Below are 19,324 nucleotides of genomic sequence, written 5' to 3'. Positions count from 1 at the left end.
TTATCACTTACCGCTAATCACTAATTTACAGGTCTTTCAGCAATACATGGCTGGCACTCTTATAATACTCCTCGCGTGCTTTCATCAGCACATCCCATTGATCGCTGAATTCTTTTTCCTTATCGATCTTGAAATCTTCCGAACCGTGCGTATCCAGTCTGTCCAACAATAGTGCGACATTCAGTTTGTTGATGTCCATTGCAGGCTGATAACCGATTACCTCGTCTTTTTCATCTACCACTTCATGCAGCAGGTTGATTTCCTGTAGCTCGTATAGCACCTGATGCGTCAAGCGGATAGGAATCTGGCATTCTTCGGACATTTCTTCGGCAGTGTACGGCTTAATATTCTCTTCAAACCGCTTGGCTATAAGAGACATGATAAGAATGGAAACAAAGTCCCGGAACCTTCTGCTGATATTTTTGGTATCCTTGTCAAAGCTGAAATTCCGGATGTTTTGTCCTGCGTAGGTCAGCTCTGCGCCAAACAGGCAAATGGTCCATGATATCTGAAGCCAAAGCAGAAATAAAGGGAGTGCGGCAAAACTACCATAAATGGCATTATAGCGCGATACCCATAGCTGACCACTGATATAGAGAAACTGGAATGCCTGGTGTGCCGTTCCTGCAAGAATTCCTGAGATGAGTGCAGGCTTAAACCTTACTTTGGTATTCGGCATATAGATGTACAGTCCCGTGAACATAAACCACGTCAGTACGAAAGGTATCAGGCGTATCAGGAACTTCAGGATAGGAGCCAGCAGAACAAAGTCTTCTATGTACTTTAAGCTGGTAGACATGAAGATAGAGAGACCACCCGAAATCACAATCAATATAGGCATCAGTAAGAACATGGAGAAGTAGTCCGTGATTTTACGGTACATACTCCGCGCTTTTTTTATTTCCCAAATACGATTGAACGTGATTTCAATACTGCTGATCAGGTTGATAACCGTCCATAACAACATGATTAAACCCACTCCGATGAATATGCCACTCTTAGTTTGCGACAGGTAAGAATTGACAAACTGCAGGATTACTTCCGTCGTTTGATTGTGTCCTCCAAATCCCATTCGTACTTGGCTTTCCATAAGATTGTCGAAGCCGAATCCGCGTGCGATGGCAAACAGGATGGCAAGAATGGGAACAATGGCGAGCAGTGTGCTGTAAGTCAGTGCAGAAGCTTTGTTTACCAGTCTGTCTTTGGTGAAACGGTTAATGCAGAGGTAGATTGTTTTGATAATATTATAGAGGGAGAAGGTCGTTTTAGTGACTTCGTCCTCCGTAATACGCCAAATGTCGTATGTCAGGAATTTCCAAAGAGCAGTAATACGTTTATTCATTCTTCATTCTCAGTTCTTTATTAAAAAAAAGCAGTCGGTCTGTAAGCCGGGTTCTGTCCCTTGTTTTCAGGAAGAATTCTTCATTATTCATTCTTAATTCTTCATTCATCAAGGTGTCTATCATTTATCTGAGCCGTATGTCACCATACAAGCTTTAGCGGTCTACCCTCCGACATGGAGCGAGCAGCTCTCATAGTGTCGGTTTACATGACCTTACAACTCCCAAGACGTACAGCCCTTGTGTCGCCACAAGACTGGTAGGCTCTTACCCCACCTTCTCACCCTTACCGACGCCCGAAGACGCAGGCGGTTGTTTTCTTCTACGTTACTCTACCCTCGCGGACAGCTTTCTGTTAGGAAGTGGGATGCTCTGTGTTGCCCGGACTTTCCTCATACGCCGAGGCGCAAGCGACAGACCGACCAACTGCTTTTGTTGGGCAAAGATACGACTTTTATGCCAGCGGATACAAAACCTTGCCGAGTTTTTTAACTTCTTCTGAAGAATGAAGCGTTTGTTCCTCTTTTTATTCTTCTTTGCAAGCGGACATAATCAATGTTTTATCTACTTTCTGTCTGATCCACATCAACTTCGTACCTGCTCCGTGTCTATACGCTTGGACTTGATACGGAGTTGGTACGGTTTTGGTACGGCCTTGATACGGAGATGGTGGGTTTCATTCTAAAACTATATCTTAATATTCCTGAAAATATATAACCAAAATAGAAATTATTTCTAACTTTGCTAATACTTAATAACCCCCAAATCATTTTAGCTAATGAAAAGACTTATTCCTATTGTATCCCTGTTCTTTTTCGCTTCGTTATGTTCGGTGGCTTCGGAAGTCGGGGACAGGGCTATTCCTGCCGATGTGGCACAGTTATCCGACAGTTTGAAACGTCAGTATGCTCCGGACAAACGAGTGGCACTTTTTGATGTAGATTATTCCTTTGCCGGTAAGAATGTGATGTTACGTGGTGTAACCACCTCTCCTGAAGCGAAAGCTGCTCTTCTCAATGGATTGTCGAAAGCCAATTATAAAGTGATGGACTGTCTGCAGGTATTGCCGGATGAGGCTGGGCTGGAAGGAAAAACATATGGCATCATTAATGTATCGGTATCCAATCTTCGTGTAGAACCGGATTTCTCATCCGAAATGATGACGCAGGGATTGATGGGAATGCCCATCCGCGTGTTGCAACGCGACGGCTGGTATCGCATTCAGACACCGGATAATTACATTGCCTGGGTGCACCGTGTAGGTATTCATCCGGTCACTAAAGAAGAACTTCATGCCTGGAATGCGACAGAGAAAATTGTGGTGACTTCTCATTACGGCTTCGTGTATTCCGAACCTAATCAAACTTCCCAGACTGTTTCTGATGTGGTTGCAGGTAACCGCTTGAAGTGGGAGGGAAGCAAAGGTGCTTACTATAAAGTTGCTTATCCTGATGGACGGACGGGGTATATCTCAAAATCCATCTCTATGCCGGAAAGTAGATGGCGGGCTTCTTTGAAACAAGATGCTGCCAGTATTATCCATACGGCACACACATTAATGGGCGTTCCATATCTTTGGGCGGGTACTTCTTCCAAAGGAATTGATTGTAGCGGTTTCATGCGTACCATTCTGTTCATACATGATATTATTATTCCGCGTGATGCTTCGCAACAAGCCTATGTGGGCGAGCATATCGATATTGCTCCTGATTTTAGTAACCTGCAACCGGGGGATTTGATTTTCTTCGGCCGTAAAGCTACGGCAGATCGTAAAGAGCGTGTGGTACATGTGGGAATGTATATTGGGGATAAACGGTTCATTCATTCACAGGGAGATGTGCATGTCAGTAGTTTTGATCCTGCCGACGAACTCTTTGATGAATATAACCTCGGACGGCTGTTGTTTGCTACGCGTGTGTTACCTTATATAAATAAGGAAGAATCCCTGAATACAACGGCAACAAACCCTTATTATGAATAATCCGTAATTCTCCCATCATCATCTAATAATTAAAAAACGAATCATATGCAAAACAGAAGAGATTTCCTGAAAACAGCGGCTTTCGCTGCATTAGGTTCCAGTGTGGCTATTAACAATGTATTTGCAGGGGAAAGCACCCCGTCTCTGTTCAATATCAATAAAAGTGGTGTGAATGCTAGGATGAAATTGCGTTTCTTCCCGTATGAGTTGAAGTTGCGCCATGTATTTACGGTGGCTACTTACTCACGCACCACAACTCCTGATGTACAAGTGGAGATTGAATATGATGGAATTACCGGTTATGGCGAAGCATCCATGCCGCCCTATCTGCAGAAAGAGTTGGGTACAATGGAAAGTGTAATGGCTTTCCTGAAGAAAGTGCAGGATGTCATCGGGCAGTTTCCTGATCCTTTCCAGTTGGAAGATATTCTGGCTTATGTGGATAAACTTTCGCCGGGAGATGCTGCTGCTAAAGCGGCTGTAGATATTGCATTGCATGATCTTGTGGGAAAATTGCTGCAAGCCCCGTGGTATAAGATTTGGGGACTGGATAAGGACAAAGCCCCTTCTACTACTTTCACTATCGGCATTGATACACCCGAGGTGGTACGTGAGAAAACGAAGGAATGTGCGGATCAGTTCAATATCCTCAAAGTAAAACTGGGACGTGAGAATGACAAGGAGATGATTGAAACCATTCGTTCCGTAACCAGTCTTCCTATTGCCGTAGATGCCAATCAGGGTTGGACGGATAAACATTATGCTATCGACATGATACATTGGCTTCATGAAAAAGGAATTGTAATGATTGAACAACCAATGCCTAAGACCCAGTTGGATGACATAGCTTGGGTGACGCAGCAAAGTCCGTTGCCTATCTTTGCCGATGAATCTTTGCAACGGCTGAGTGATGTGGCTGGTTTGAAAGATGCATTTCATGGTATCAATATTAAGTTGATGAAATGTACAGGTATGCGCGAGGGTTGGAAGATGGTGACATTGGCGCGTGCTTTGGGTATGAAAGTGATGGTGGGGTGTATGACAGAAACATCGTGTGCATGTTCCGCCGCCGCTCAATTCTCTCCTGCAGTTGATTTTGCCGATCTGGATGGTAATCTGCTTATTGCTAACGACCGTTTCAAAGGAATGGAAGTGATAAAGGGTAAGATTACACTACCTGATTTGCCGGGTATCGGAGTTGTGAAACTATAAAGTGGTATTGTCCCATCATCATCTATAAAAATAATCATTATGAAAAAAGTATTGTATGCCGCCGCTCTATTCTTCTTGGCCACTGCTTGTACAACGAAACCCGAAAACAAGCCTTACACCTGGGAAGAAGACCTGCATCAACGTCTCCTTACCGATTTCTCTCGTACAGAAACTGAAGTGAAAGACTACATCCGCAAGTATATTCCTGATGTTACTGATGAGCAAATGCGTCAATGGGAAGCTTCCAAGGCTTTGGAATGTATGACACTGGATGGCGAGAAACGTTATTTCCGCAATGCCGGGCCTAACTTATTCCGCGTGGACTCTGCCTGCTATAAGATAAAAGCTGCGAAAGACGGTGTTTCTTTTAGTGGAAGTGAAAAGGTGAATATGGAAAATCTGCCTGAAGTTATTGCAAGTGTGAAGAAGAGTGGTAATCCGATTACCACCCCCAAACGAATGCGTGTCACCTATACCCTTACTGTAGACAGCAATGCTGTTCCTGCCGGAGAGTTGATTCGTTGCTGGCTTCCTTATCCGCGTACTGACCAGCCACGACAACAGGATGTGAAGTTTATTGCTGCCAGCGAACCGGAATATACGTTTTCTCCGCAGAATTGCCTTCACAGCACTCTTTATATGGAGAAACGTGCCGTGCAGGATGAGCCGACCGTATTCTCCGAAAGCTTTGAGTATACTGCCAATGCTGAATGGCATAATCTGAAGCCGGAAGATGTTCAGCCTTATGACACGACCTCCTCTATATATAAGGAATATACGGCCGAGCGTGAGAAGCATATCATCTTTTCACCGCGTATGCGTCAGCTTGCTGCCAAATTGACAGAGGGTGAAACCAATCCCTTCTTAAAGGCTAAACGCATCTTTCGTTGGGTGAATGATAACTTTCCCTGGGCTTCTGCATGTGAATACTCTACAATAGAGAATATCCCCGAATATGTTCTGGATAACAATAAGGGCGATTGCGGTCAGGTTAGTCTGTTGTTCATTACACTTTGTCGTATCAGTGGCATTCCTGCGCATTTCCAAAGCGGTTTCATGATGCATCCCAAAGCGTGGAATCTGCATGACTGGGCAGAGATCTATTTTGAAGGTATCGGTTGGGTGCCTGTAGATCAATCATTTGGTATTCCTACTTTCGCCCGTAATGCAGATGAAGAATATTTCTTCCTGGGGGGCATCGACTCCTGGCGTATGATTGTGAATAGTGACTACGGTATGCCTTTGATGCCCGAAAAGAAATATCCCCGCAGTGAAACCGTTGACTTCCAGCGTGGTGAAGTGGAATGGGAGGGAGGCAATCTTTACTTCCCGAAATGGGATTATCACATGGATATAGAATACCTTGATAATTAAGGATGTATTTTGTTTTAACGTCTATCTGCCTTATTTTCACGTCAGTAAACGTGCATAAATGTAAAATTGTCAGGTCTTGCCGTTAACCGCTGTTAAGCCCCAAAAGTTCACTGTTAAAAGAGAACAAAAAAGAGTGACAAGCGGAATAAGTGAACGATTTTTGTCGTTATTTTAACGTCGAAATGTTAAACGAGATTTGAATATTAACAATTAAAAGAATAGAAATTAAGTATGAAACAGACAACAAAAAACATTCTTGGGGTTGCAGCTATTGTACTTCTCAGTTCAGGAGTAGCAGGTTTAACCGCCTATAAGATGCTGCAAAAAAATATGCCTGCTGATAGTACTGCTGCATTTAGTGATATGTTCCAGCAGAATCCGAACGTACGTTTGGCCTCTTATAATGCCGTTGATGCGCAACCTGTAGATTTGACGCAAGCAGCAGAAAATTCAGTTCACGCCGTGGTACATATTCGTTCTACTCAAGCTTCCAAAGTTCAGGAAGTAGAAGTTAGAGACCCGTTCTCTGATTTCTTCGGTGAATTTTTTGGTGGTCGGGGTGGTACACAAAGACGACAGGTTCAGACTCCTGAACGTACAGGTTTTGGTTCCGGTGTCATCATCTCTAAAGACGGATATATCGTAACGAATAATCACGTAATTGCCGGTGCGGATGAAATCAGTGTAACGCTGAATGACAACCGTCAGCTTAAAGGACGTATCATTGGTACGGATGAAGTCACGGACCTTGCCTTGATTAAAATAGAGGGAGATGATTTTCCTACTATTCCGGTAGGTGACTCCGATGCATTGAAAGTTGGTGAATGGGTGCTTGCTGTAGGTAATCCGTTTAATCTGACTTCTACAGTGACTGCAGGTATTGTTAGTGCTAAAGCACGCTCGTTAGGAATGGGGCAGCAGACTGGTACGGAAAGCATTGAGTCGTACATCCAGACTGATGCTGCTATTAATCAAGGTAATAGTGGGGGGGCTTTGGTAAATGCACGCGGTGAATTGGTTGGTATCAATGCTGCTCTTTTCTCTCCGACGGGATCAAATACGGGTTATGGTTTTGCCATTCCTACCAGTATCATGAAGAAAGTTGTTGCTGACTTGAAACAATTCGGTACAGTTCAACGTGTAAAACTGGGTGTTGCTGTTACTCCGCTTGTAGAAGAACCGGGTGATACTCAACGTCCGGTAGATAAGAGTGGCAAGAAATTGAGTGAATTTAAAAAAGAGGCTCGTGAAAAATCAGGTGTTGTTGATGGCCTTTTAGTAGGAGAAATCGTAGAAGGTAGTTCTGCTGCAGGTGCCGATATCAAGGTTGACGACGTTCTTATCGGTATTGACGATAAACCTATTCATAAATTTGCCGATTTACAGGAAGCTTTGGCAAAACATCGTCCCGGTGATAAGGTTAAAGTGAAATTGATACGTGATAAGAAAGAAAAGACTGTTGAAGTGACGCTGAAAAATGAACAAGGTACTACAAAAGTAGTAAAAGATGCAGGAATGGATATTCTTGGTGCAGCCTTCCGTCCTATACCTGATGAATTGAAGAAACAACTGAATCTGGGTTATGGTCTTGAAGTAACAGGTGTTAACAGTGGCAAGATGGGAGCTGCCGGTATTCGTAAAGGCTTCATTATCTTAAAAGCCAATGGCGTACAGATGAAAACTGTAGAGGACTTGGAAAAGGTCATGAAGGAAGCTACGAAGTCTCCGGATCAGGTACTCTTTATTACAGGTATGTTCCCGTCAGGCAAACGTGCTAATTATGCAGTGGATCTGACTCAAGAATAGAAAGGTATGACTTTTAGGTAAGAAGATTGTAATATTAGCTAACAAAGAAGAAAAAGGATGTCGACAACTAACTTGTCGGCATTCTTTTTGTTTATAATAGTATAGTGAATAAGTAAAAAAGTTAGGGCAAGTTAGCTTATAACTAAATTAAATGTCGTAACTTTGCAACCCAAATCTGTTTTAGAAGAATGAGACAACTTAAGATTACAAAAAGTATCACTAACAGAGAGAGCGCTTCTCTTGACAAGTATTTGCAGGAAATCGGTCGCGAAGACCTCATAACTGTCGAAGAAGAGGTAGAGCTCGCTCAACGCATCCGTAAGGGTGACCGTATCGCACTGGAGAAGTTGACACGTGCCAATCTGCGTTTCGTTGTATCTGTGGCCAAGCAGTACCAGAACCAAGGTTTGAGTTTGCCCGACTTGATTAACGAGGGTAATTTAGGACTGATCAAGGCCGCTGAAAAGTTCGATGAAACACGTGGTTTCAAATTCATTAGTTATGCTGTATGGTGGATACGTCAGTCCATTTTGCAGGCTTTGGCAGAGCAGTCGCGTATTGTGCGTCTTCCGTTGAACCAGGTAGGATCGCTGAACAAGATCAGCAAAGCATTCTCCAAGTTTGAACAGGAAAATGAACGTCGCCCGTCTCCCGAAGAGTTGGCAGATGAACTGGAAATCCCTGTTGACAAAATTTCCGATACGTTGAAGGTATCCGGACGCCATATTTCGGTGGACGCACCTTTCGTAGAGGGGGAGGACAACAGCTTGCTGGATGTGTTGGTAAACGACGACTCTCCTATGGCGGATCGCTCTTTGGTGAACGAGTCTCTTGCGAGGGAAATTGATAGAGCACTTTCTACGTTAACCGATAGGGAAAAAGAAATCATACAGATGTTTTTCGGTATCGGACAACAAGAAATGACATTGGAAGAAATCGGCGACAAATTCGGTTTGACCCGTGAACGTGTACGCCAGATTAAAGAAAAAGCAATTAGAAGATTAAGACAAAGTAATCGTAGTAAATTGCTCAAGTCTTATTTGGGATAATAAGAAATATCAATTTCCGACAAATAGAAAGAATTAAAAACCGGTGGTCATATTATGATCATCGGTTTTTTTGTTTTTTTACCATAAAAGTGAAGATGAGCTGCGCTTTAGCATAAAAAAATGAATGAATTCATTTTATTTTGCTCTCGGTTTGCATTATCTTTGCCACCAACATATAACAAAAAACAGATTATGAAATACGTTCGTATACTTTTTGCCGTAGCGTTGGTTTTTATGGTATGCTCGGCATTCTCATTCAAAAAAGGAAAAGAAGGCAAGGAAAAGGCTGTGTATGCATTTGGTGTTGCTGCCTCTTTCAATGACACGGTAGTGTATTTTACTGATATCCAAGTGTTGGATAGTGTCAAGCTGGATAAAGGTGGTTTCCTGCCTAAACGTGATCTTTATACGTATCAGTTAAAGAATTACTTGGAATTTGATTTGAAATGTCCTGATTATACTTGCATGATTTATTTCTCTGAGAATAAAAAGAAGTTGGAGAAAGAGTCAGCAAAAGTAAAAGGTAAATATAAGAAGAATAAATCGATAGTGTTGATGCCTATCGACTCTGATGCATTCCGCTTCAAGAAGCCGGAAGAATAGTCGGCTTCACTTCCTTGCTGAAACAAGGAGCTATCCATTATTACTTGTAACCATGAGAACTAAACTTGATTTTCTTCTGTGGATTTGTTTTTTTGTATTGTTTGTGGCCTGTGAAGATCATCCACAGGAGCCGGATATCGTTGCTGTAACAAGCGTTACATTGAATGAGAGCGCCCTTTCGTTAAAAGAGGGGAGGAATGTGACTTTGTCTGCTACCATTACTCCGGATGATGCTACCAATCAGAATGTAACATGGAAATCAAGTGATCCGGATATTGCTACGGTTGATACCAATGGTAAGATTAGAGCTCTAAAACCGGGAACTGCTACGATTACTGTCATTACTGAGGATGGCGGGAAAACTGCTATTTGTACGGTAACGGTTGAACCGGGTGATCCACTTAAGAGTAGTCGCACGGTGCTAGTATATGTTGCTGCAGATAACACCCTTTCTGGATTTGCTTTACTGGACTTTGAGGAAATGAAGGTAGGTATGGCAAAAGTGGAAGATGTTGATGTGAATTTCCTGGTTTATATAGATAAAGGTGGATCTCCTCAGTTGCTTGAATTGAAAAATGAAAATGGGACAGTTGTAGAAAAGGTAGTAAAGACTTACTCTAGTCGTAATTCGGTAGGTGTATCTGAAACGCAGGAAGTCTTTGCAGCTGTTTTCTCAAATACTCAATATCAGGCTGATAGTTATGGATTGGTTTACTGGTCGCATGGTGACGGCTGGCTTCCTTATCCGTTAGGCGCTAATACCCGCTGGGTGGGGCAAGATATAGGTAACGGTGATAAGAGAATGAATATTTCTGAATTTGTCGAGATCTTAGAGACTGCTCCTCATTTTGATTTTATCCTGTTTGATGCTTGTTTTATGCAATCGGTAGAGGTCGCTTATGAATTGCGTGACTACACGGATTATTGTATTGGCTCTCCAACAGAGATACCGGGTCCTGGCGCTTCGTATGATGAATTAGTACCTGCTATGTTTTTTTCAGAAGATGCGGCAGTAGATATAGCCAAGGCTTATTATGAACCTTATGCAGCTAAATATGATGAGGGTAATGGAATTTCGAATACTAATTGGACTGGTGGTGCTTCTGTATGTGCTTTGAGAACCGAGCCATTAGTTGATTTGGCTGTCTTAACAAAGCAAATTTTACCCGGAACGGTTGATAATGCATCACTTCGTAAATCAGTATTTGATTATGATAAACGTCGTGGTTCTGATGGATATCAGGATGGACATGTAGGGTATTATAATCTGGTGGGCATGATGCGAATGATTACTGATGATAATGCTTATGAAGCATGGAAACAGATTTTTAATTCAGCTGTAGCATATTGGGTTACTACTCCTATGAACTTTTCTGGTTTTTTCCAGAGTATGTTCTCTATGGAAGGAACTAACGGTGTATCCTGTTATATTCCTTCGACTTCTAATACTGCCACTGATAAGGCATACCGTTCTACTGAGTGGTATACATCTGCCGGTTTCGAAAAACTCGGTTGGTAATTCTCAATTTTTAGGGTTGTTATATGATCTTTCGAGGCATAAATATGCCTTGAAACAAATGTGTGTGTACTTTCCTGTTAACTTATATCTTGCATTTATGAACTTTCTTCTTCTCTTTATGTTCCATGTTTTATGATAGTAATTATCTTGGTTATTGTACTGTTTTGCTGTGTTTTAACATTATTTTCCGGTGGAAACTATTTTATTCAAGAAAATATTATTTTCTTTGCACCATCAAAACTAAAATAAAGAAGTATGAAGTATATAATTATTGGAGGTGTTGCCGGGGGAGCTACAGCGGCGGCACGATTGAGAAGGGTAGATGAAAAGTCTGATATCCTTCTATTAGAGAAGGGAAAGTATATATCGTATGCAAATTGCGGTCTACCTTATTATATTGGTGGCGTGATTGACGAACGTGAGAAGCTACTGGTGCAGACGCCGGCTTCTTTCGGTCAGCGCTTCAGAGTGGATGTTCGTGTAGAGAATGAAGTGATTGCCATTCATCCGCAGAATAAAACCATTACGGTTCGTACGATTGACGGAGGCGAATATGAAGAAACTTATGATAAGCTTTTGTTGTCACCGGGAGCTACTCCGGTCAGGCCACCGTTAGAAGGCATTGATTCAGAGGGAATCTTTACCCTTCGTAATGTTGAAGATACCGACTGTATTAAATCTTATCTCACAGAACATGCTGTAAAACGTGCAGTCGTAGTTGGTGCAGGGTTTATCGGCTTGGAAATGGCGGAAAATCTGCATCATGCAGGAGTCTCTGTATCTGTAGTGGAAATGGGCAATCAGGTAATGGCACCTATTGACTTCTCTATGGCTGCTCCTGTTCATCAGCATCTGGTTCAGAAGGATGTTTCACTTTATTTGGAAGAAGGAGTAACCCATTTTCAGCGCACAGAGCAAGGTATTACAGTTTTCTTGAAAAGTGGGAAGACAATTCCGGCAGATATGGTATTGCTTTCTATCGGTGTACGTCCGGCAACTGCTTTGGCCAAAGATGCCGGATTAAAAATAGGAGAAGCCGGAGGTATCTGGGTGAATGAGTATCTGGAAACTTCTGAGAAAGATATCTATGCCGTAGGGGATGCAATTGAATATCCGCATCCGCTGACCGGAAAACCATGGCTTAATTATCTGGCTAATCCAGCCAATCGTCAAGGACGTATTGTGGCTGATAATATGGTATTTGGCAATAAAGTTTCTTATGAAGGTGCTATTGGTACTTCTATTGCCAAAGTCTTTGATATGACTGTTGCCTCTACAGGACTTGCTGCTAAGCGCTTGAAGCAATGGGAGATGGAATATCAGAGTTCTGTAACCCATTCTGCTTCTCATGCGGGCTATTATCCGGATGCATTGCCACTGACTTTAAAATTAACTTTCCATCCTGTTACGGGAAAATTATATGGTGCACAGTGCATTGGTTATGAAGGAGTGGACAAACGTATCGACCAGATTGCCGGACTTATTAAGCGAGGCGGGACGGTTTACGATCTGATGGAAACAGAGCACACTTATGCACCTCCGTTCTCTTCGGCTAAAGATCCTATTGCCATTGCAGGATATGTGGCTTCTAATATAATAAGCGGTGCAATGCCCATTATTACCTGGCGCGAACTGGTACAGCAGAAGAATGAAGTCATGTTGATAGATACCCGTACTCCCGAGGAATTTTCTTTCGGTTCTATTCCGGGAGCAATTAATATTCCCTTGGATGATTTAAGAGATCGTATGTCGGAAGTTCCTGCAAGCAAGCCGGTTGTCTTGTTTTGTGCGGTAGGGTTGCGTGGGTATCTGGCACAACGCATCCTGATGGGAAATGGGTATCGGAATGTGCGTAACCTCTCAGGAGGATATAAACTCTATTCTGCTGCAGTAGCGCCTGTACCCGATAAAGTTGCCATACCGCAGGTTAATTCAATAGAATCTACGGTGAGTTCTTCTAAAGAGCCATTGAAAATTAATGCCTGTGGCCTGCAATGTCCGGGGCCTATCATGCAAGTTAAAAAGGCAATGGATACTCTTGCTCCGGGAGAACAAGTGGAGATTGTGGCAACTGATGCCGGATTTGCACGTGATGCTTCGGCATGGTGTGATACGACGGGAAACCGTCTGATAGGAAGTCATGAAGAAAAAGGCCGTTATACAGTAACTATAGAGAAAGGTGATCCGGCTGCTGTTTGTCCATCGTCTGCCGGAGCAATAGCGGGTAGGGGAAAAACTTTGATCCTTTTCAGTGATGATTTAGACAAAGCTTTGGCTACCTTTGTATTGGCAAATGGTGCTGCGGCAACAGGACAGAAGGTTACGGTCTTTTTCACTTTCTGGGGATTGAATGTTCTGAAGAAAGTGCAGAAGCCGAAAGTTAAGAAAGATATTTTTGGTAAGATGTTTGGCATGATGCTTCCTTCCAGTTCTTTGAAATTGAAGTTATCCAAAATGAATATGTTTGGCATGGGTAGCCGGATGATGCGTTTCCTTATGAAACAAAAAGGTGTGGATTCTTTGGAATCACTTCGTTCTCAGGCTCTCGCACAGGGTGTAGAATTTATAGCTTGCCAGATGTCAATGGATATGATGGGAATCAGTCGTGAAGAACTGTTGGATGAGGTAACTATCGGTGGTGTTGCTACTTACATGGAGCGGGCAGATAAAGCCAATGTCAACCTTTTCATCTAGTAATTTGTTATTTAACAAATAAAAAAGAGAATATATGGAGGATTTATGTAAAATTCGTGATGTTTATCGGGCGATAGCCGAGTTTGAAACCCAATTTATCCAGCAATACAACCTCTCGTTGAATGAGGGGATGTTGCTCTGTGCACTTCTGGATAATCCCCGGCTCACTTCCGGAGAAATAGCAGAAGCATTAGGACTTACTCATTCTAATACTTCCAAGCTAATACGCTCTGTGGAGGAGAAGAAGTTGATTGCCCGCATTATCGGTAAAGTCGATAAACGCCAAATGTATTTCTCACTGACTGCGGAAGGAAAAGAGCAGATTCATACGATTAAGAATTCCAACCATGAAATGCCTGCATTATTACAGCAAGTAGTAGATATGCTGGAAAAATAGAAAAAGGGTTAACTTCCTGTTGACAAACTCTTAACTTCTTGTCAACGGGAAGTCTACTTTTTGTATTTCATGGAAAAGCTTCTACTCGGAACTGCTTTTTCTTTATCGTAATATTTTGTATTCTCATTGTTACGCTTTAACTTTGCGTCCGTTGGATGAACGATTAAGTCTGCATTATTGTGGCTAATTTATTAGTTCATACATAGTAAAAGTCTAAATGCTATATAAAAAATCCTATTGTGAATACAAGCTCCGCCGATCTGAATTGGTATCCCCTGCGTATTACTTATAGCCGCGAGTTGGCCTTGAAAAATTATCTGGACAGCAAGCAAATAGAGAATTTTATTCCAATGCGTTATGAGTATATTGTGAGGAATGAATGTAAAATCCGCAAGCTTGTTCCTGCTATTCATAATCTGGTCTTTGTTCGCTCCACCCGAAAGCAACTTGAAGAGATAAAAGAGGCTAAAGGAGCTATTCTTCCAATTCGCTACATCATGGATTGCGAAACTCAACAACCTATTACGATTCCGGATGTACAAATGCGGAGTTTCATAGCTGTTGCGGGTAATTGCGATCAGCAGGTTGTCTACTTAGACCCCACTACTATTAATCTGAAGAGAGGACAGCGTGTTCGCATTACCGGTGGCGTTTTTGAAGGTGTAGAAGGTGAATTTGTTCGTATAAAAGATGATCGTCGTGTGGTTGTTGTTATTCAGGGTCTTATGGCTGTGGCCACGGCTTTTATCCATCCTTCTTTAATTGAACAGATATAGGAGAATCTTTGTATAGGCTTTACACTTAAGTTTCGCTTCTATTTTCTTCGTGCGAGGATATTTCTATCTTCATCTTCAAAATCATTAAAATTTTTCGTGGATTTTGCTTAAGATTGCTTTAATTTGCAGCTAATATATTAAGCATTATAGCAATCGGATATGCAAAAATTATTATCCTTGCCGCCTAATCTTGTGTCGGCATTCTATGAACTGGAAAATGTAGACCGTACGGAATGGTTTTGTACTTCTGATCCTGTAGGGATGAAACTGGGATCGGGTGGGGGAACAACCTGGCTCTTGCGCGAATGGTATAGAAACCAACAAACAGAACACTCAACAGAGAAACGTATCCTGTTGCATGCCGGTGGACAAAGCCGCCGCCTGCCGGGATATGCTCCCTCCGGAAAGATATTAACCCCAATACCGGTATTTCGCTGGGCACGCGGGCAGAAGCTGGGGCAAAACTTATTATCCTTGCAAGTTCCACTTTATGAGAAAATCATGGAGCGGGCACCGGAAAAGTTGCGTACACTGATTGCGAGTGGTGATGTCTATATTCGTGCCGAGAAACCTTTGCAGGATATACCGGATGCAGATGTGGTATGTTATGGACTCTGGGTAGATCCGGTATTAGCAACACATCATGGGGTGTTTGTTTCTGACCGCAAACAGCCGGAAGCGTTGGATTTTATGTTGCAGAAGCCTTCATTGCAAGAGTTGGAAAATCTTTCCAAGACTCATCTCTTTCTGATGGACATAGGTATCTGGTTGCTGAGCGATCGGGCGGTGGAATTATTGATGAAACGTTCGCAGAAAGATGCTTCGTATTCTGATTTGAAGTACTATGATTTATATTCAGACTTCGGTTTGTCTCTGGGTAACCACCCGCGCATTATTGATGATGAGTTGAATAAGCTGTCTGTGGCTATTTTACCTTTACCGGGTGGTGAATTTTACCACTATGGAACGAGCCGTGAATTACTTTCCTCAACTGTCACTTTACAGAATAAAGTGTATGATCAGCGTCAGATTATGCACCGGAAAGTAAAACCAAATCCTGCAATCTTTGTGCAGAATGCAGAAATAGGGGTAACTCTTTCTTCTAATAATGATAATCTTTGGATTGAAAACAGCTTTGTTGGTGCATCGTGGAAGATTGGTTCCCGGCAAATTATCACAGGCGTACCGAGAAATGACTGGACGTTGGCACTGCCGGATGGAGTGTGTGTAGACATTGTGCCTCTTGCGGAGAAGCGTTGGGTGGTTCGTCCGTATGGCTTTGATGATGTATTTAAAGGAGATATCCAGGATGAAAAGACTTTGTTCCTGGGAATGCCCTTCATAGGTTGGTTGGCGAAACGTGGATTGACTCCGGATGATGTAATTGGAAGGAAAGACGACTTACAGGCTGCCGGAATCTTTCCAGTAGTAGAAGATATAGAACAGATGGGCAAGGTACTTTGCTGGATGACTTCGGAACTGGAATTGGCGGAAGGTAAGAAAATCTGGTTGAACAGTCAACGTCTCTCTGCCGATGAAATTTCAGCGAAAGCAGATTTACGTCAATTATATGCACAGCGCGAGAGTTTCCGGAAAGGCAATTGGGAATTGCTGGCACGCAATTATGAGAAGAGTGTCTTCTATCAATTGGATTTGGCTGATGTTGCCGAAGATTTTCATTGTTTGAAGATAGATAAACCGGATGTGTTACCGGCTGATGCACCTCAGATGCAGCGTATCCATAACCGGATGCTTCGGGCGCAGATAGACAAGCTGAATGGAAAAGACTTTCAGAATGATGAAAGAGAGGCTTTCGGGCTGCTGCGTGAAGGGCTCCTTTCTGATTTGTATGAGAAGAAAAGCCGTCCTCACCTTAATGTATATAGCGATCAGATTGTTTGGGGCCGTAGTCCTGTGCGTATTGATGTTGCGGGTGGCTGGACAGATACTCCGCCATATTCTCTTTTTGCGGGTGGAAATGTAGTGAATCTGGCCATTGAATTGAATGGGCAACCTCCTTTGCAAGTTTATGTGAAGCCTTGTAAAGAGTATCGCATTGTTTTGCGCTCTATTGATATGGGAGCGATGGAAGTTGTGAATACTTTCGGGGAATTGCAGGATTACTGTAAGATTGGGTCTCCTTTCTCTATTCCGAAAGCGGCGCTGACGTTGGCAGGTTTTGGCCCGGCGTTTTCAGAAGTGGGTTATCCCTCGTTGGAGAAACAGTTACAGGCATTCGGTACAGGTATAGAGATTACTTTATTATCTGCTATTCCGGCAGGCTCAGGGCTGGGAACCAGTTCTATACTGGCTTCTACGGTTTTAGGCTCTTTGAGTGATTTCTGTGGTTTGATGTGGGATAAGAATGAAATATGCCGTCGTACGCTTGCTTTGGAACAGTTGTTGACAACGGGTGGTGGCTGGCAAGATCAGTATGGCGGAGTATTGCAAGGCATCAAACTGTTACAAACAGAAACTGGATTTGTACAGAATCCGTTGATACACTGGTTGCCCGAACATCTCTTTACGCATCCTGATTATCGTGATTGCCACCTATTATATTATACGGGAATTACACGTACTGCTAAAGGTATCCTGGCAGAGATTGTGCGTTCCATGTTCCTTAATTCATCTATCCATTTGGCAATATTGGAAGATATGAAGGCGCATGCATTGGATATGGCAGAAGCTATTCAAAGGAACGACTTTGAGACCTATGGTGCACTGATTGGCAAAACGTGGATGCAGAACAAAGCTCTGGATTGCGGTACTAACCCTCCGGCGGTGGAAGAAATTATCAGTAAGATTAAGGACTATACACTGGGGTATAAGTTGCCGGGTGCAGGTGGGGGAGGCTACTTGTATATGGTGGCAAAAGACCCGCAAGCTGCATTGCGAATCCGAGAGATACTGACGCAGGATGTACCGAACCCTCGCGCACGATTTGTAGAGATGGCGTTATCAGGAACAGGGTTCCAAATTTCAAGGTCTTGAAGAGACAGTTATTCGTGGTGATAAGGGCCGCCGTTGAGTATATTCATGGCCCGGTACAACTGTTCCACGAAAATCAGCCGCACCATCTGATGCGAGAACGTCATTTTAGAAAGGGACATTTTTTCATGTGCCGCCTGATATACTTTTTGTGAGAAACCATACGGTCCGCCGATGACAAATACAAGCCGTTTATTTACGGTGTTCATCTTGCGCTTCATATAGTCTGCAAACTCTATGGAGCGCATTTCTTTTCCCCCTTCATCCAGCAATACAATCACATCACCCGGCTGGAATGCCTTACATATCAATTCACCCTCTTTTTCTTTCTGCACTTCCATTGAAAGACTTTTCGTATTCTTCAATTCGGGGATGACTTCCATATCGAAAGACAAGTAGCGTTTGGTACGCTGCACATAGTCATTGATGGCAGTTATAAAGTGTTGTTCTACGGTTCTTCCTACGACGAGCAAAGTTGTTTTCATGTTGCTTACATTCTGATTCGTGCACAAAATTAGCGCTTTTTTATTGTATTTTACAATAAATGCTTACCTTTGCGTATCATTAATACTTGTGATTATGAAAAAACGAGTAGTTTTATTGTTGACCAGCCTCTTCTTATGGGTATCCTCGATCTTTGCTCAAGACGTACCTGTGGGGGTGGTTACGGCCTTCAAAAAGGGAAACTCTCAGGAACTAAACGGGTATCTGGGTGATAAGGTGGATCTGATTATCCACAATCGTACGACCAATGCTGACAAGCGAACTGCAGAAGGAGCAATGGCTAATTTTTTTGCTGAGAACAAAGTCAGTAGCTTCAATGTGAATCACGAAGGAAAACGGGATGAATCGAGTTTCATCATCGGCACTTTGGGAACCGCAAATGGAAACTTTCGGGTGAATTGTTTCTTCAGAAAAGTACAGAACAAATATGTTATACATCAAATAAGAATAGATAAAGCGAATGAATAAGGAAGAAGAACTGATTGACAGGCTGATAGATCTCGCCTTTGCAGAAGATATAGGTGACGGAGACCATACAACCCTTTCGTGCATCCCCGCTACGGCGATGGGTAAATCCAAGCTTTTGATTAAAGAGCCGGGCATTCTGGCTGGTATCGAAGTTGCCAAAGAAGTGTTCCGTCGTTTCGACCCTACTATGAAGGTAGAAGTCTTCATCAATGACGGGGCAGAAGTGAAACCGGGTGATATAGCAATGATAGTGGAAGGTAAGGTGCAATCTTTGTTGCAGACAGAACGCCTGATGCTGAACATTATGCAACGCATGAGTGGCATTGCTACCATGACGCATAAATATGCCGAGAAACTGAAAGGTACGAATACGCGTGTGCTCGATACCCGTAAGACTACTCCCGGTATGCGTATTCTTGAGAAAATGGCTGTGAAGATTGGCGGTGGTGTAAATCATCGTATCGGACTGTTCGACATGATTTTGCTGAAAGACAATCATGTGGATTTTGCCGGAGGCATCGACAAGGCTATCAATCGTGCTAAAGAATATTGCAAGGAAAAAGGAAAAGACCTCAAGATAGAGATTGAAGTGCGCAACTTCGATGAACTG

At 42.8% G+C, this 19,324-nt stretch carries 15 protein-coding genes and 1 other RNA gene; 13 read left to right on the top strand and 3 right to left on the bottom strand.

Going from position 1 to position 19,324, the window contains the following annotated elements:
* Nucleotides 1-25: 25 nt before the first annotated feature.
* On the bottom strand, nucleotides 26-1,342 hold the full coding sequence (locus tag BWI44_RS18470; protein WP_007664898.1) for a YihY/virulence factor BrkB family protein: 1,317 nt from the start codon (nucleotides 1,340-1,342) through the stop codon (nucleotides 26-28).
* 26 nt (nucleotides 1,343-1,368) lie between these two features.
* Nucleotides 1,369-1,770: RNase P RNA component class A (gene rnpB / locus BWI44_RS18465), an RNA gene on the bottom strand.
* A 348-nt stretch (nucleotides 1,771-2,118) separates the two neighbouring features.
* Between rnpB and BWI44_RS18460 the strand changes: the two genes are divergently transcribed.
* The 11 genes from BWI44_RS18460 (at nucleotide 2,119) to BWI44_RS18410 (ending at nucleotide 17,745) form a co-directional block, all read left to right on the top strand.
* Entirely contained in the window at nucleotides 2,119-3,321 is a 1,203-nt protein-coding gene (locus BWI44_RS18460) for a C40 family peptidase (protein ID WP_195209677.1), read from the top strand.
* A gap of 45 nt (nucleotides 3,322-3,366) precedes the next feature.
* Entirely contained in the window at nucleotides 3,367-4,533 is a 1,167-nt protein-coding gene (locus tag BWI44_RS18455; protein ID WP_195209676.1) for a dipeptide epimerase, read from the top strand.
* A gap of 39 nt (nucleotides 4,534-4,572) precedes the next feature.
* A complete protein-coding gene (locus tag BWI44_RS18450; RefSeq protein WP_195209675.1) occupies nucleotides 4,573-5,907 on the top strand; it encodes a transglutaminase-like domain-containing protein in 1,335 nt (444 codons plus the stop codon).
* Nucleotides 5,908-6,138: 231 nt separating this feature from the next.
* Entirely contained in the window at nucleotides 6,139-7,713 is a 1,575-nt protein-coding gene (locus BWI44_RS18445) for a trypsin-like peptidase domain-containing protein (RefSeq protein WP_115502758.1), read from the top strand.
* 188 nt (nucleotides 7,714-7,901) lie between these two features.
* Nucleotides 7,902-8,762, top strand: a complete 861-nt coding sequence (locus tag BWI44_RS18440; protein WP_007209697.1) for a sigma-70 family RNA polymerase sigma factor — start codon at nucleotides 7,902-7,904, stop codon at nucleotides 8,760-8,762.
* A gap of 192 nt (nucleotides 8,763-8,954) precedes the next feature.
* Entirely contained in the window at nucleotides 8,955-9,365 is a 411-nt protein-coding gene (locus BWI44_RS18435) for a hypothetical protein (protein WP_117693369.1), read from the top strand.
* 52 nt (nucleotides 9,366-9,417) lie between these two features.
* A complete protein-coding gene (locus BWI44_RS18430; RefSeq protein WP_195209674.1) occupies nucleotides 9,418-10,884 on the top strand; it encodes a clostripain-related cysteine peptidase in 1,467 nt (488 codons plus the stop codon).
* 255 nt (nucleotides 10,885-11,139) lie between these two features.
* A complete protein-coding gene (locus BWI44_RS18425) occupies nucleotides 11,140-13,578 on the top strand; it encodes an FAD-dependent oxidoreductase (RefSeq protein ID WP_044532111.1) in 2,439 nt (812 codons plus the stop codon).
* A gap of 34 nt (nucleotides 13,579-13,612) precedes the next feature.
* Nucleotides 13,613-13,975, top strand: coding sequence for a MarR family winged helix-turn-helix transcriptional regulator (locus BWI44_RS18420; RefSeq protein ID WP_007664834.1), 363 nt, complete (start codon nucleotides 13,613-13,615; stop codon nucleotides 13,973-13,975).
* A 239-nt stretch (nucleotides 13,976-14,214) separates the two neighbouring features.
* Nucleotides 14,215-14,751, top strand: coding sequence for a UpxY family transcription antiterminator (locus BWI44_RS18415; RefSeq protein WP_007664833.1), 537 nt, complete (start codon nucleotides 14,215-14,217; stop codon nucleotides 14,749-14,751).
* Between the two features lie 159 nt (nucleotides 14,752-14,910).
* Nucleotides 14,911-17,745, top strand: a complete 2,835-nt coding sequence (locus BWI44_RS18410) for a bifunctional fucokinase/fucose-1-phosphate guanylyltransferase (RefSeq protein ID WP_115502754.1) — start codon at nucleotides 14,911-14,913, stop codon at nucleotides 17,743-17,745.
* A gap of 8 nt (nucleotides 17,746-17,753) precedes the next feature.
* On the opposite strand, the gene rlmH is transcribed toward BWI44_RS18410, so the two are convergent.
* On the bottom strand, nucleotides 17,754-18,227 hold the full coding sequence (gene rlmH, locus BWI44_RS18405; protein WP_009132192.1) for a 23S rRNA (pseudouridine(1915)-N(3))-methyltransferase RlmH: 474 nt from the start codon (nucleotides 18,225-18,227) through the stop codon (nucleotides 17,754-17,756).
* Nucleotides 18,228-18,321: 94 nt separating this feature from the next.
* Between rlmH and BWI44_RS18400 the strand changes: the two genes are divergently transcribed.
* Entirely contained in the window at nucleotides 18,322-18,714 is a 393-nt protein-coding gene (locus BWI44_RS18400; protein ID WP_044535040.1) for a DUF4783 domain-containing protein, read from the top strand.
* On the top strand, nucleotides 18,707-19,324 hold a 618-nt coding region (gene nadC, locus BWI44_RS18395; protein ID WP_286815781.1), incomplete at its 3' end, for a carboxylating nicotinate-nucleotide diphosphorylase. The genes BWI44_RS18400 and nadC, both read left to right, overlap by 8 nt.

The organism is Bacteroides sp. Phil13, assembly GCF_001940965.1.
GTDB classification, from domain to species: Bacteria; Bacteroidota; Bacteroidia; order Bacteroidales; family Bacteroidaceae; genus Bacteroides; species Bacteroides intestinalis.
This window is presented reverse-complemented; position numbering and strand designations above follow the sequence as displayed.